Source organism: Streptomyces sp. NPDC051180 (assembly GCF_040689545.1).
GTDB lineage: Bacteria > Actinomycetota > Actinomycetes > Streptomycetales > Streptomycetaceae > Streptomyces.
Window position 1 is genome coordinate 19418 of the sequence record NZ_JBFBBC010000014.1, and the last position, 13930, is coordinate 33347.

Annotated in this window: 15 protein-coding genes; 8 read left to right on the forward strand and 7 right to left on the reverse strand. The window is 73.8% G+C overall.

Going from position 1 to position 13930, the window contains the following annotated elements:
* Window positions 1-262 precede the first annotated feature (262 nt).
* From AB0424_RS23690 to AB0424_RS23705, 4 genes are read right to left on the reverse strand one after another with little or no spacing between them, the layout of a single operon-like run.
* Complete coding sequence (locus AB0424_RS23690) at window positions 263-1603, reverse strand: O-antigen ligase family protein (RefSeq protein ID WP_366308510.1); 1341 nt, start codon at window positions 1601-1603, stop codon at window positions 263-265.
* A gap of 2 nt (window positions 1604-1605) precedes the next feature.
* Window positions 1606-3060, reverse strand: a complete 1455-nt coding sequence (locus AB0424_RS23695) for a sugar transferase (protein ID WP_366308511.1) — start codon at window positions 3058-3060, stop codon at window positions 1606-1608.
* Window positions 3057-4193, reverse strand: a complete 1137-nt coding sequence (locus tag AB0424_RS23700) for a glycosyltransferase family 4 protein (protein ID WP_366308512.1) — start codon at window positions 4191-4193, stop codon at window positions 3057-3059. Before AB0424_RS23700 ends, AB0424_RS23695 begins: the two co-directional genes overlap by 4 nt.
* 1 nt (window position 4194) lies before the next feature.
* Entirely contained in the window at window positions 4195-5253 is a 1059-nt protein-coding gene (locus AB0424_RS23705; RefSeq protein ID WP_366308513.1) for a DUF3344 domain-containing protein, read from the reverse strand.
* Window positions 5254-5632: 379 nt separating this feature from the next.
* On the opposite strand from AB0424_RS23705, the gene AB0424_RS23710 reads away from it, so the two are divergent.
* The 5 genes from AB0424_RS23710 to AB0424_RS23730 all read left to right on the forward strand — a co-directional run bounded on the left by AB0424_RS23710 (window position 5633) and on the right by AB0424_RS23730 (window position 9672).
* A complete protein-coding gene (locus tag AB0424_RS23710) occupies window positions 5633-5872 on the forward strand; it encodes a chaplin (RefSeq protein WP_366308514.1) in 240 nt (79 codons plus the stop codon).
* Between the two features lie 276 nt (window positions 5873-6148).
* The gene (locus AB0424_RS23715; RefSeq protein WP_366308515.1) at window positions 6149-6979 is read left to right on the forward strand and encodes a hypothetical protein; all 831 of its coding nucleotides are present in this window, start codon (window positions 6149-6151) and stop codon (window positions 6977-6979) included.
* Between the two features lie 224 nt (window positions 6980-7203).
* Window positions 7204-7485: a hypothetical protein gene (locus AB0424_RS23720; protein ID WP_366308516.1), complete on the forward strand. Its 282-nt coding sequence runs from the start codon at window positions 7204-7206 to the stop codon at window positions 7483-7485.
* Window positions 7486-8605: 1120 nt separating this feature from the next.
* The gene (locus AB0424_RS23725; protein WP_366308517.1) at window positions 8606-9118 is read left to right on the forward strand and encodes a hypothetical protein; all 513 of its coding nucleotides are present in this window, start codon (window positions 8606-8608) and stop codon (window positions 9116-9118) included.
* Window positions 9119-9396: 278 nt separating this feature from the next.
* Window positions 9397-9672 (forward strand): chaplin, encoded by a 276-nt coding sequence (locus AB0424_RS23730; RefSeq protein WP_366308518.1) that lies wholly within the window; start codon window positions 9397-9399, stop codon window positions 9670-9672.
* A 62-nt stretch (window positions 9673-9734) separates the two neighbouring features.
* On the opposite strand, the gene AB0424_RS23735 is transcribed toward AB0424_RS23730, so the two are convergent.
* Window positions 9735-10601 (reverse strand): tyrosinase family protein, encoded by an 867-nt coding sequence (locus tag AB0424_RS23735; protein WP_366308519.1) that lies wholly within the window; start codon window positions 10599-10601, stop codon window positions 9735-9737.
* Window positions 10585-10986, reverse strand: coding sequence for a tyrosinase family oxidase copper chaperone (locus tag AB0424_RS23740; RefSeq protein ID WP_366308520.1), 402 nt, complete (start codon window positions 10984-10986; stop codon window positions 10585-10587). Before AB0424_RS23740 ends, AB0424_RS23735 begins: the two co-directional genes overlap by 17 nt.
* 150 nt (window positions 10987-11136) lie before the next feature.
* On the opposite strand from AB0424_RS23740, the gene AB0424_RS23745 reads away from it, so the two are divergent.
* The 3 genes from AB0424_RS23745 to AB0424_RS23755 are packed head-to-tail and all read left to right on the forward strand — an operon-like array spanning window position 11137 to window position 13332.
* The gene (locus tag AB0424_RS23745; protein WP_366308521.1) at window positions 11137-11640 is read left to right on the forward strand and encodes a DUF5949 family protein; all 504 of its coding nucleotides are present in this window, start codon (window positions 11137-11139) and stop codon (window positions 11638-11640) included.
* Between the two features lie 20 nt (window positions 11641-11660).
* Entirely contained in the window at window positions 11661-12311 is a 651-nt protein-coding gene (locus AB0424_RS23750) for a vitamin K epoxide reductase family protein (RefSeq protein WP_366308522.1), read from the forward strand.
* A gap of 1 nt (window position 12312) precedes the next feature.
* Window positions 12313-13332: a glycosyl hydrolase gene (locus tag AB0424_RS23755; RefSeq protein WP_366308523.1), complete on the forward strand. Its 1020-nt coding sequence runs from the start codon at window positions 12313-12315 to the stop codon at window positions 13330-13332.
* Here AB0424_RS23755 and AB0424_RS23760 read toward each other — a convergent pair.
* On the reverse strand, window positions 13295-13912 hold the full coding sequence (locus tag AB0424_RS23760; RefSeq protein WP_366308524.1) for a TetR family transcriptional regulator: 618 nt from the start codon (window positions 13910-13912) through the stop codon (window positions 13295-13297). The two genes, AB0424_RS23755 and AB0424_RS23760, sit on opposite strands and share 38 nt — an antisense overlap.
* Window positions 13913-13930: the final 18 nt, after the last annotated feature.

The window sequence follows — 13930 nt, forward strand, 5'->3', positions numbered from 1 at the left end:
CCCGGCCGGCCCGGGCGCACCCCCGCCGCGCCGGCACGCGCCCGGGGAGCGGCCCGCCGTCGCCGTGGCGAGCCAGGGTCGGGGCGCGTCCGGGACGGGCCCCGGCAGCAGCGCGGCCTCCGGGGCCCACGGGGAGTCCGTGGGCCCCGGAGGCGCGGTCGGCCAGGGGTCGGTCAGGGGCGCGCCGCAGGGAGGCCGGGGCGCGGGGCGCGGTCCGTCGGGCCACGGTGTGTCCGTGGGCTCCGGTTCACCCGCCCACGGATCACGCACGCCTCACCTCCGCCAGCGCCCACCAGGCCGCCAGGCCCAGCACGACCGACATGAGGACGGTCGACGGGCCGCCGATGTCCGCGTAGAAGAAGTCGATGAGCTGCCAGGCGAGCAGGCCCGTCGCGACGAGGGCGCAGTCCGCGCCCAGCCGCCGCCGGCGCAGCGCGCCCACGAGCAGCGCCACCCAGCTGCCGGCCAGGGCGAGCAGCCCCACGAGGCCCTGCTCGCTCAGCACCAGCAGGTACATGTTGTGCGGCGACAGCAGCGGCTGGCGCGCGAAACCGGCCCCGGCGCCGGCGGTGTCGCTGCCCGAGGACAGCGCCAGGGAGGCGTGGGAGTCGCGGTAGGCGGGGAAGCCCTTCAGGCCGACGCCCGTGACCGGCTCCGTCCGCCACATCCGCCCGGCCGCCGCCCACATCGTGTACCGGTCCGTCACCGACTGGTCGGGCGCGGCCGCCACCTGCGTGATGCTGGCGACCCGCTCCTTCACCATCTCCGAGCCGATGCCCAGACCCCCGACGAGGACCACCCCGAGCGCGCCCGCCGCGAGCGCCACCCCGGCGGCCCGCCGCGGCCCCGCGAGGAGCAGCTGGATCACGCAGGCGAGGACGGTCGCGATCCACGCGCCCCGGCTGAACGACAGCACGAGCGGCACGAAGAGGAGCCCCGCGCAGACCGTCGCCGCCGTCCGGGTCCGGCCCGGCCCGCTGCCGAGCGCGATCCCCGTGACGACGACCAGTCCGTACGCCACCACCGTCGCCATGCCCATCACGTCGGTCGCCCCGAAGGTGCCGACGGCCCGCACGTCCTCGCCCTGGTACGAGGCGCCCGTCCCCGTCAGGTACTGCGTGACGCCGACCGCGCCCTGGAGCAGCGCGAACCCGACCAGGCCCCAGGCGACCACGGCGAAGTCCCGGCGGTCGCGGATCATCAGGAGCACGGCCGCCGGGACCAGGACGAAGACCTGCACGTAGCGGGCGACGCCCGGCAGGCTCGCCGCCGGGTCGTTCGAGGTGATCGCCGCCAGGCACACGCCGAGGACCGGCAGCCCCAGGACGACGGCCGCCGCCCGGGTCAGCGGCCGGGCGCCGGCGCGCAGCACCCGGACCAGACAGATCAGGACCAGCAGCCCGGAGGCCGCGTCCGCGACCGTCCCCGTGCCGCCGGTGCCGCCCTGCGCCCCGCCGTCGCCGGGGACGAGGAGCAGCGCGATCACGGCGAGGACCGGCGACAGCGCGCCGACCCTGCCCGCCCACGCGCGGACCTCGGCCTTCCGTGTGTCCGGCTCCGCTGCGGCCGGGTCGACCGCCGTCACCGTCACGGCCGCGGCCATCCTCAGCTCCCCGTCGGGCGGACGAGCCCGGCCGCCGTGCGCAGCAGGATGCAGACGTCCTGCCAGAGCGACCAGTGGTCGATGTAGTGGTTGTCGAAGCGGCAGCGGTCCTCGATGGAGGTGTCGCCGCGCAGACCGTGCACCTGCGCCAGACCGGTCAGACCCACCGGCATCCGGTGGCGGGCCGCGTACCCGGCGTGGATCTTGCTGAACTGGGCGACGAAGTACGGCCGTTCGGGACGCGGACCGACCAGGCTCATGTCCCCCCGGAGCACGTTCCAGAGCTGCGGCAGCTCGTCGAGCGAGCTCTTGCGGAGGAACCCGCCGGCCGCGCTCATCCGCCGGTCGCCCGCCACGTTCCAGCGGGTCGCCGACTCGGTGTCGTCGGAGGGGCGCAGCGTACGGAACTTCAGCAGCGTGAAGTGCCGGCCGTGCTGGCCCACCCGCTCCTGCCGGAAGAGGACCCCCGGACCGTCCGAGAGGCGCACCGCGAGCGCGCACAGCAGCAGCACCGGAAGGGCGAGCGCCAGGGCGGGCGCCGCGAGCGCGATGTCGAGCGCCCGCTTGGCGGTCGGCCCGCGCCGCTCGCCGAGCGGGGCGACCCGGTGCCAGGCGTGCCCCCACAGGTGCTCGCCCATCGGGCCGTCCTGGTGCCGTCCGCCGACCCGCCAGGTCGTGCAGCCGTAGTGCTGGAACAGCGACATCAGACCGGGGTCGTCGTCCAGGAACAGCGCGTCCCGCACGGCGTTCTGGATGACCGCGCGGTGGATCTCCTCCGTCGTCGTGAGCACCGGGAGACCGATCTCCCCGGCCGGCCGGGGAGCGCCGCCCTGCTCCGGCACGCCCACGATGCCGACCGCCCGCACCCCGTACTCGGGATGCTGGGCGACGGACGCGGCGAACCGGCGCGCCGTCCCCGCCCCGCCGACGACGAGCGCCGAGCGGGGATGCGCGCGGGCGACCCGCCGGCGCCGCGCCAGCACCAGGGCACGGACCAGGCAGACGACGGCGACGTGCGTGAGGTACGCGGCGGTGAGCCGCAGCGGCCCGATCGCCAGCGTCGGGGAGTACGCGGCGGCGCCGGCCGCCGCCAGACACCAGACGACCCCGGCCCGCGAGGCGAGCGCGGGCAGCTCGTCGAGGGCCCGGACGTGCGCCGCGGGCCGGTAGAGCCCCGCGCGGCCGTCGAGGACCAGCACGAGCACCGCCACCGGCAGCAGCAGCCGGACGTCCTGGTGCGTCGAACGGAGGAGGGCGGCCGCCGCGAGGACGGCGAGGCCGTCGACGGCGACGAGCGCCGCCCGCCCGCCGGTCCGGGGCCGGACGCGGCGGTGGCGCGGCCGGGCGAGCCGGCCGGTCGTCTCGCGGCGCGGCGCGAGGGAGGCGAGCCCGTAGGCATGCCCCGCCGTGGGCCAGGGGCCCGGAGAGGAGGGAACGCTGGTACTTTCCGTGGTCACTGCGCAATCGGCTCTCTGTGCTCGGCCCCCCGCACGCCGGCCAGCTCGCGGTAGACGTCCGCGATCGCCGCGCCGGTGCGCCGGACATCGAATCTGCTGAGTACGTGTTCGTGGGCCTCGCGGCCCAGGCGCCGCCGCAGCTCCGGCCGGCCGAGGAGGCGGCCCAGAGCGGTGGCGAGCGCGGCCGGGTCCTCGGGCGGGACCAGGCACTCGGGTGCGTGGGCGGCCGGCAGGCTCTCGCGGGCGCCGTCCACGTCGCTGACGACGACCGGCCGGCCGCTCGCCATGGCCTCCAGCGGTGCGAGCGCCATGCCCTCCCACCGGGACGGCAGGACGACCACGTCCGCGGCCCGGTACCAGGGTGCGGTGTCGTCGACGGCCCCGGTGAACCGCACCGAGGGGCCGGCGGCGGCGCGCAGCCGTTCGCCGTCCGGGCCGTCGCCGACCAGCACCAGCCGGGCCGTGGGCACCTCCGCGAGGACGGCGGGCCAGGCGGCGAGGAGCACGTCCTGCCCCTTCTGGCGGCAGAGCCGGCCCACGCAGACGACGGTGGGGGCGGGGTTGCCGGGCGGTCCCTCGGTGGCGAACCGGGCCACGTCCACACCGTTGTGGACGACCGACCAGTCCGCGACCACCCCGGCCGCCTCGCCGGTACGCCGCTCGGCCTCGCTCACGCAGACGATCCGGTCCGCCCAGCGGGCGCCGAACCGCTCCCAGCGGCGGGCGACCGCGGCGGTGGTCCCCTCGACCGCCTCGAACGACCAGGCGTGCGGCTGGTACACCGTCGGAACCCGTCCCCGCAGGGCCAGTCGGGCGCACAGCCCGGCCTTGGCGCTGTGCGCGTGGACGATGCCGGGCCGGACGGCGCGGATCAGCCGGGCCAGCTCACGCGTCTCGCGGACCAGCCGGGGACCGGGGTCCCGGCCGGCCCGCCAGTCGTGGGTCTCGGCGCCCTCGGCGCGGACGGCCGAGGACAGGGCGGTGTCGGGCGGGCAGGCGACCGCGACCCGCAGGCCGGCGGCGCGCTGGGCGCGGACCAGGTCGACGACGACGCGGGCGACCCCGCCGTCGCCCGGCTGGACCGCGTGCAGGACGGTGACGGACGCGAGGTCCGTTTCTCGTGGAGGCAGCACGTCAGCGCCGGACGTCCGCCTGGAGGAAGACCGCACCGAGCCAGACGGTGTCCTTCCGGCTGCCGAACCGGACTTCGACACGGTCCCCTCCCTCGCGCAGCGCTTCCCGCAGGTCGAAGACGTCGGAGTCGTACCCCAGGGTGTTCGTACCATCGGGGAATCGGACCGTACGACCGGCGCCGAATTCGGTGATGCTGGAGTTCATGACGTCGTCCGCGGAATTGGCGGAATCCGAGAGCCGCATGCTCTTCGTACGGCTCGTGTGAACGGCGAGGTAATCCCCGGAAGTGCCGCGGTCGCCGTCATAGGCGATCACTCCGAGCCGTCCCCGCGTGCCCTTGGGAAAACGGTTTCCGTCGACCGGTACGCGCAGCTCGCCGCGGCGCGGACCGATCGTTTCGAAACCGTCCCAGACACCGATCCGGCGCAGCGGTTCCGACGCCTTCTCGTACGCGGCGACGAGCGTCCAGCCGCCCCAACCGCCGACCGCCGAGCGGCCCATGGCGACGTTGACCTGGGCGACCGTCCACTGACCCGGCCTCGACCGGCGGACCAGATCGGTGACGTCCGCGGACGCCTGGAACGCGTCCGCGCCGTCCGCCGCGCGGTGGCCGATCAGGGAGTCGGCGAGGAGCGCCTTGTAGGCGCCGCCGGGCTCGGCGATCAGCACGCGGCCGTTGTCCTCGGGCGGCTTCTGCTCGCCCACCCGCAGGTTCCCGCCCCAGTAGAGACGGGCCCAGCTGACCCGAGCGCCCTCGGGCACCGCGAGCGCGGCACGGCTGGAGTTGTAGGTGTCGGGGTTGTCGTCCACGTCGACGTACGCGATCGCGGCGCCGTCGTTCACCGACTCGGTGCCCTTCGCGCCCTTCGCCGAGGAGTTGGCGGCGCGCACGACCCCACCGTGCTGCACCGCCTCGTAGCGCGCGGCGAAGGGAACGCGGTCCGCCTCCCGGGGCCGGGGGGCGGTGGCGGAGGCGACCGGCAGCGCGGCGGTCAGCGCCGCACACGACAGGGCGCAGAGCACGCTGCGACGCACAGCGGGAATCGCAGAATTCCGCATACAGGTTCTCCGCTTTGATGAGAGAAGAGAGGGAAGACCCGAGAAGGCCGGGCGGGAGGAAGGTGTCGTCCGCACGAAATGGGTGAACGCGCGGCCGGCCCGGAAGCAACGTTCGGGAACGTTATAACCCCGACGCGGGGCGATAGTAAGCATTAGATGCTTGGAAACGCTAACTCCCGTATCCAGGTGGCAGGTTCCTCGTTGAGCGTGTTGCGCCATTCCACGGCCTGTGGCCCCAACGGCCCTCTTATGGCCCAAAGATCGGTTGAACGTCACCCGTTCGGGAGAGCAACCGATGAAAACCGGGGGCGTTGTTGAGGGAGCCGGGCCGAACAGTCCGCGCAGTCCGAGTTGAATTTCGATCGAGGAGAGCTTCTCCATGTCCCGTATCGCCAAGGCCGTTGTTCTGACCGTGGGTGCCGCCGCCGCCGTCGCCGGTGCCGCCGGTGCCGCCGCCGCCGACGCCGGCGCCGAGGGCGCGGCCGTGAAGTCCCCCGGCGTCGGCTCCGGCAACGTCGTCCAGGTCCCCGTGCACGTCCCGGTGAACCTCTGCGGCAACACTGTCAGCGTCATCGGCGCGCTGAACCCGGCCTTCGGCAACACCTGCGTCAACGCCTGATCCGGCACGCCTGATCGTCCTTCCGAAGCCGGTGCGCCCATCCCTCCCGGGGTGGGCGCACCGGCTTTTCCCTTGCGGTCACTGGTCCGTTGCTCGTTCGGCGGCACCCTCGTGCGCCGTTCGGTGCAACGGCGTACGCCCCTTCGGGGGGCAGGGTGGAGGGCGGGATTCACTCGAAAGAAGGCGTGGCGCTGCGTAGCTCTGCGGTTGCGGAGCGCTATACCCGCAGGCAACGTGAGAGGGCAGTTGTCCGACGCATAAGGAAAAGGAACACGTATGCGTCCCCTCGCTACACCCCGTCTCACCGCCCTGGCGATATCCGCCGTCCTCACCCTCGGCGCGGCGGGACCCGCCGTCGCCGGCGAGCACCATCCGTCCACCGCGGCCGCCCGGGCCGCCCGCGCACCCCTCCCCGACGTGGCCGCCCTGCTGGCCCAGGCCGAGGCGCTCGGAGAGCTGGGGTCCGTGGCGACCCCCGTGGCCGCACTCGTCACCGCCGCGCTCAAGGCCGACTCCGGTCAGGTCCCCGCGGCGGACGTCGAGGCGTTCAAGGCCGAGATCGCGGCCGCCGTCGAGCAGGCCAAGGGAGCCGCGGCGGTTCCGCTGCCGGAGACGCCCGCGGCCGGCCTCCCCGTCACCCCGCCCGCCGCGGACCTCCCGATCGCCCCGCCGGCTCCGGAGTCGGCGGTCACGCCGCCCACGGTGGAGACCCCGGTGGGCCTGCCCGTGAAGCCGCCCGTCAGCCTGCCCGTCGCGGCGGGCGCGAAGGCGGCCCAGGCGGCTCCGGCGGACGTCGTGGGCGACGCGCTCGCCACGGTGGAGAAGGCGGTCGCGGGGCTGCTGGCCGCCGTCACCTCCGGTGACGCCGCCGGAGTCGTCCCGCAGGTCACCGCGACGCTGACCTCGCTGGTCGACCTCGTCGTCGCCACCGTGCTCGGCAGCGGCCTGCCCGCGCCGGACCTGGCGGGACTGCCCGCGCTGCCGGCGCTTCCGGTCCCCGCGCCCGAGCTCCCGGTGGACCCGCCGCAGCTGCCCGTCGAGGCGCCGGTGAAGCCGCCGGCGGCCGTGCCCGATCTGCCGGTGAAGCCCCCGCTGCCCGTCCGGTAGTCGTCCCCGTGTCCGCGCCGGTCCGGCCTCCGCCGGGCCGGTGCGGACGTGTGCGGTCGGCAAATAGCACCGGTCCGCATCGATCGGGTGCAGTGTCGAGAAATCCTTCCTCCCGGAGTTTCCGGGGAGCGCACTCCTCGTTACAGAAGCAGAACGATGTACAGGATTCGGCCAAGAACCCTGTACGGAACGTGACTTGAAAGCACAGAGGAAGGATTCACTCCATGAAGCCCACCAAGGTCGCCGCGGTCGTCGCCGGTTCGCTGATGGCGCTGGGTGCCGCCGCGCCCGCCATGGCCACGGAGGCGCTGACCCCCACCAGCCTGAACGGTGGACTCGAAGCGATCGCCGCCAATGGGCTGAAGACGGACGTGCTGAGCAGCACCACGGACGGCTCCCCGGTCAAGAGCGTCACGGACGCGGCCACCCAGCTGAACGAGACCACCAAGGGCGCCCCGCTCCTCGGCGGCCTCCCGGTCCCGGGCGGTCTGCCGCTCGGCGGCTGACGTCACATCAGTACCCCTTCACCGAAGGGCCTTTGCGGCTGCCCCCGGGCCGCCGTTCCTCACGGTCGGCTGATCGAATGATTTTCTGATCAGCTGCCGTGTGGCCCCCGCGGCGCGCGGCGGGCCCACCCATACCCTCTGGCCAGTCCCACGCGAACGTCGGCGTGGACCAGGCCGGTCGGAGCGAGGGGGGATCCTCGCCGGCCTCTCCCTTTCTCCAGAGGAAGAGCGGTATGCGGTCCATCATCAGCAGGAAAGTACTCACCGCGGCGGCAGCGACCGGGATCCTGTCGCTGAGCGGCGGATTCGCCCTTGCCGCGGGTTCCCACGCCGGTACGGGCGACGGGTCGGGCCCCGCCTCCGCCGGCCATGCCCAGGCCCCCCTGCCGCCCGACGTCTGCGGCCACGGCATGGATCTCGGCGGCTTCGTCGCGGAGGCCGTCGGAGACCTCTGCGCCCAGGCGGAGGAACCCGGCGGCTACGGCGACGAACCGTCCCACCCGCCGACGCACCCCCCGACCCACCCGCCCACGCACCCCCCGACGCACCCGCCGACGACGCCTCCCACGAAGCCTCCGACGCACCCGCCGACGACGCCTCCCACGAAGCCTCCGACGCACCCGCCGACGACTCCGCCGACGAAGCCTCCGACGCACCCGCCGACGACGCCTCCCACGAAGCCGCCGACGCACCCCCCGACCCACCCGCCCACGCACCCGCCGACGACTCCGCCGACGAAGCCTCCGACGCACCCGCCGACGACGCCTCCCACGAAGCCTCCGACGCACCCGCCCACGCACCCGCCGACGAAGCCTCCGACGCACTCGCCGACGCATTCGCCGACCGCTCCGCCGACGAAGCCCACCACCCCGCCCACCGGGCCCCCTGAGCTTCCCGAGACCGGCAGCGACCCCGCGCTCATGGGCGCGGCCGCGATCAGTGCCGCGCTGATCATCGGCGGCGGCGTCGTGTACCTGCGGGGCGGACGGGTCGGCCGCCGCCACTGACCGGCACCCGCCACGCGTCAACAGGGCCCTCGCCTTCACCGGTGAGGGCCTCCCGCGTTACTGCACACGGGTTAGTCCCGCGACGTTTCGGCCAAGGGGCTCGTTCACCGCACATGACTCTGCGTTCTCACGCGGGCATGGGGCTCCTCATGACCGCGCTCGCCTCCGCCGCCCTGGCCTCTCCCGCCGCCGCCGTCGAGGCGCCGGTGATCGTCCCGCTCCAGGGCCTCGACCCGGTCCTGCCGATGGACGCGCCGACCGTGGCGACCGGCGTTCCCGTCCCGATGCCCGGTGCGCCCACCGGCTTCCAGAAGGGCCTCGGGGCACTGCCCGACCTGACGCTGCCGAGCGTCCCGCTCGCCGGCACCGTCCCCGGCACCGTCGTCGACGCGCCGCTGCCCGAGGTGCTCCGGGACAGCGAGCCCGGTCGCGCGTCGCTCAGCAACCCGCACTCGGAGATGCGGGCGACCACGCCCGGGGCGATCGTCGGCAACCCGCTGGAGGCCCCGCGCGGCAACGGACTCGGCGGTCTGCCCGACCTCACGAAGCCTCAGGTCGGAGTGCTCACGCCGATGCTGAGCGGAGCGCTCGACCCGCAGCTGGGCCTGGCGCCGGACGCGCACTGACGGAGCCCTGTCCCCCCGGCCGGGTGAAGACACGATTCTTCCCCGCCACCCCACGGGTTCTCGCTCGTTGGATCAAGAGGCTTGTCGCATGGCCGCGGCCCGCGGACCGAAGCCGTCCCGTCGTATCCGACGGCGGACGGATTTCGGACCGCGGGCCATTATTTCGATTTCCTTCTTCCCGTTCGGACCAATGGCCGTGACCCGCACCGGATATCGGCGTTGAACGGGCATGACGGCCGTGATTCCTGCGGTCGCGTTCCACGTCCAAGGAGTTCTTGATGTCTCGCATCGCGAAGGCTGCCGCTGTTCTCGCCGGCACGGGTGCCGTTGCCCTCAGCGGAGCCGGCCTGGCCGTCGCCGACTCGGGCGCCGAGGCCGTCGCCGCCCACTCGCCCGGTGTCGCCTCCGGCAACGTCGTCCAGGTCCCGGTGCACGTCCCGGTCAACCTGTGCGGCAACACCGTCAACGTCATCGGCCTGCTGAACCCGGCGTTCGGCAACACCTGCATCAACGCCGACGGTCACGGCAACGGTGACGGCGGCTACGGCGGCTGATCCCCCCGTTCCCCACAGGTGTCCCCCCGGTCCGTCGGACCGGGGGGACACCTGTGTGCGGCTCACACGTAGCGATAGACGCGGCTGTGGTCGAACATCTCCGCCGGGGTGACACCCCAGGGCGCCATCGGCTGGTGCCGGGCGGTGACCTTCCGGTACTGCGCGTCGCCCAGCGGCGGCGGCTCCGCCGGCAGATAGGCGGCGCCGGGGTTGCGCTGCTGCCAACGCGACCAGACCAGGTCGACGAAGGAGTGGTGCAGCCAGAACACCGGGTCGTTCACCGAGCCGCCGCCGAGCATCAGGCCGCCGACCCAGCGGTGCACCCGGTTGTGGATGCGGAACCGCTCGTTGCCCTGGCCCGGGGCCCAGCCCTCCAGCCGGTTGCGGAAGCCGGAGGCGCTCGTGGAGTTCCAGGGCGTCACGTCGTACACCCGCTCCCGCATCACCTCGTCCAGCTGGGCGGCGGTGGGCAGCGTGATCGGGTCGCGCGGGCGGCCGAAGTCCCTGGTCAGGAAGCGGGTCTCGGACATGGCGTACGTGATGTTCCACCGGCCGCTCGCGTGGGCGAAGGGGCCGGTCATCACCTGGAGGTCCGCGCGACGGCCGTTGCCGCCCATGAAGTCCTCGCCCCAGAGGGACGAGGCAGGGCTGTTGTCCCGGGTCCAGTCCCAGTACGGGACGGAGACCGTCGGGTCGATCCGGCGCAGCGCCTTCTCGAACTCCAGCAGGAACCTGCGGTGCCACGGCAGGAAGCTGGGCGTCATGTGGGCGACCCGGAGCTTCCCCTCGCCGTCGGCGGAGTAGTAGTCGATGTGGGTGCGGACGAACTCGTCGTACGTTCCCCTGCGCTTGAGCTCCAGGACGGCGGCGACGAACTTCCGGCGCTCGGCAGCGGTCAGATCGCGCTGGTTCTTACGCGTGTACACCACGCGGGCTCCCTCCCGTCGGGTCGGTGTGGACGCCGTGGGCGCCGGCGAACCGGGAGAGTGGGGCCGCCCCCAGCTCGTCCACGGCCGCGCGGGTCGCCGCCAGCGGCGTCGGGCAGGACCCGTAGTGGTCGATCGGAGTGACGTATCCGCCGTCGGCGCAGCGCATCAGATGCAGCGGCCGGCCGTCGACGAAGGCCGTCGGCCCGCCGTCCGGACCGGTGAGGCCGAGCAGACGGCGGCCCCGGTACATCTCGTCGAAGGCGTGCGCGTCGCCCGGGTCGCCCGACGGCGGGCGGGCCGCGATGCGGCCGAGGGTGGCGCCGGTGAATCCGGTGACGGCCAGCGCGAAGAGGGACCGCAATGCGACGCGGCGCGGGACGATCATGAGTGATCTCCTCGTGGTCGGCTAATGCCCTCAGGGCACAACGATGAAAACCCGGGTTCGTTGCGCCGGAAATGCCAGCGGCGTGAATGTCGGCCGTTCGAGTGAAAACGGCGCGGGGAAAGGGTGGTTGGAGCATTAGCATCCGGTTTCATGACCACTTCCAACGTCGTTTCCTCGGCGCGCAGCGCCTCTCCGCTGGGAACTCTCACGGTGATCCCGTGGTCCAGCGAGCCCTCCGCCGACGCGCCCGGCACGCCCTTCCTCATGGCGTACTCGCTCGGCGACGGCCGGGACGGGCCGGAGGCCGGTCAGCAGGCCATGCGCGCCGCCCTGGAGTCGGCGAACCTCTCCGTCGGCGACCGGCTCTTCGACCTGGAGAAGGACGCCGGGATCAACGCCACGCTGCTCGTCGAGGGCGGCTCCGCGGTGCTCAACCTGCCCTTCCTGAAGGTGCAGTGCCCGGTGCCGGACGAGTGGCAGGAGGCCGCCCGCGAGCGCGGACAGGTCTATCTGATCTGCTCCGTCCGCCCCTGGCCCGAGGCGGTCCCCGGGCAGCCGGTCGACGAGGCGCGGCTGCGCGCCTTCGTCTCCGACGAGGAGATGCTCGCGGACAGCGCCCACGTCCTGATGCCGGTCCGCCGCCTCCAGGGCTGAGCGGGAAGGGGGTGCGCGTCATGGCGACGGCGAACGTACGGGGCGGGGTGCCCGGGCAGCGGCAGGAGGAGGCCCCGCGGGAGACCGGCGGGGCGGTGCACGGCGCGAGCCGGGCCTTCGCCTGGATGCTGATGGTCACCGGCGCGGCGGGCGTGCTGGCCGGCTGGGTGATCACGATCGACAAGTTCAGGCTCCTGGAGGACCCCGGCTTCCAGCCCGGGTGCAGCCTGAACCCGGTCGTCTCGTGCGGCAGCGTCATGAAGAGCGAGCAGGCGGGGGTCTTCGGATTCCCCAACCCGATGCTCGGGCTCGTCACGTACGCGGTCGTCGTCGCCGTCGGCGCGGGGCTGCTCGCCGGGGCCCGCTACCGGGGCTGGCTGTGGCTGGGGCTCAACGCCGGGATGCTGTTCGGCGTCGGCTTCTGCACCTGGCTGATGTTCCAGTCGCTGTACGAGATCAACGCGCTCTGCCTGTGGTGCTGCCTGGCGTGGGTCGCCACCATCGTCATGTTCTGGTACGTCACCGCGCAGAACGTCCGCACCGGCGTCCTGCCCGCCCCGGCCGGGCTGCGGACCTTCTTCGGCGAGTTCGCCTTCGCCCTTCCCGTCCTGCACATCGGGATCATCGGGATGCTGATCCTGACCCGCTGGTGGGACTTCTGGACGAGCTGACGTGAACCCCCTCCTGCGCCGGCCGCGGGCCGCACTCACCGTGCTGCTCGCGGCCCTTCTCGTCCTCCTCCTGCTGTCGTACGACCGACTCGCGCCGGGCGGGCGGCACTCCGGCGCCGGGGAGCCGGGGACACGGCCGCTGCCCGGGGTGCCCTCGGGGTTCTTCACCGGTTCCGACGAGGCCGGGGTGCGGCGGATCGCCCAGGTCCAGAGCTGGCTGGGCGGCGACCGGCTGAGCGTCGGGCACACCTACCTGCCGGGCGACCGCTGGTCCAACATCGAGGGGCATCCGGCGCTCTTCGAGCCGTGGGCCCGCTGGAAGGCGGCCCGGCCCGGGCGCCTGTTCGTGCTGAACGTGCCGCTGCTCGACCGGAGCGAGGCGGGGCTGCCGGACGCCGAGGTGCGCGCCGGACTGCGGCGCGGCGCCGCGGGCGACTTCGACGGGCACTTCCGGGTGCTGGGGGAGCGGCTGGTGGAGCACGGCCTCGGGGACGCGGTCCTGGTCCTGGGCTGGGAGATGAACGGCACCACCTACAGCCACCGCTGCGGCCCCGACCCGGCGGCCTGGAAGACGTACTGGCGGCGGGTGGTCGAGGTGCTGCGGGAGGTGCCGGGGCAGCGGTTCCGGTTCGACTTCACGCCGAGCCGGGGCACGGACGCCATCGCGTGGCCCGACTGCTACCCCGGGGACGACGTCGTCGACATCATCGGGATGGACGCCTACGACCAGCCGGAGGGGCTCTCCTTCGAGGAGCAGGTGACCGAGGAGTACGGGCTCGCCCACCACGTGCGGTTCGCGGCGGAGCACGGGAAGCCGGTCTCGTACCCGGAGTGGGGGCTCTTCCGGAACGGCGACAACCCGGCGTACGTGCGGGGGATGCTCGACTGGTTCGCCGCGCACCGGCCGGTCTACCAGACGGTCACCGACTACTGCCCGCACGGGGTGTGGGGGTGCGCGGAGAATCCGGAGTCGGCGCGGATCGTCAGGGGCGCGCTGGGGGCGCCGTCAGACCGGTCCTGAGGGTGTCGACCGTGCGGTTCAGGAGTGCGGTGAGGTCGTCGGCGCGGTCGCGCTCGGCCCAGTAGAGGGTCGCCTCGCGCAGGGCGCCGAGGGCCGCCGCCGTGAAGACGCGCACCTCCAGGTCGTCGGCGTCGCGGCCGGTCCGCTCGGCGACCGCGCGGGCCAGGCGGCGGCCGGTGGCGGCGGTGGTCTCGGTGAGCCGGGCGCGGACGGCGGGGATCTCCACCATCAGCCGGGCGCGCAGCAGCGTCTCCTCCTGGCCTTCGGCGAGGGAGGTGCGGACGGCTTCCAGGACGACCGCGCGGAGGGATTCGAGGGGTTCCTCGCCGGCGGGCCTGGCGCGCAGCCGGGCCTCCAGGTACGCGTCGTTCTCGTCGGTGAGGAGGATGTCCTCCCGGACCGGGAAGTAGCGCACCACGGTGGAGGGGGAGACCTCGGCGGCCTCGGCGATCCGGTCGGTGGTGGCGGCGTCCCAGCCCTCCTCGGCGGCGAGCCGGCAGGTCGCCTTCCGGATCGCCGCGCGGGTCCTCGCCTTCTTGCGTTCGCGCAGGCTCGGGCGAGGAGTGTGTTCGGCGGCCATGGGCGCCATTCTCCCGGG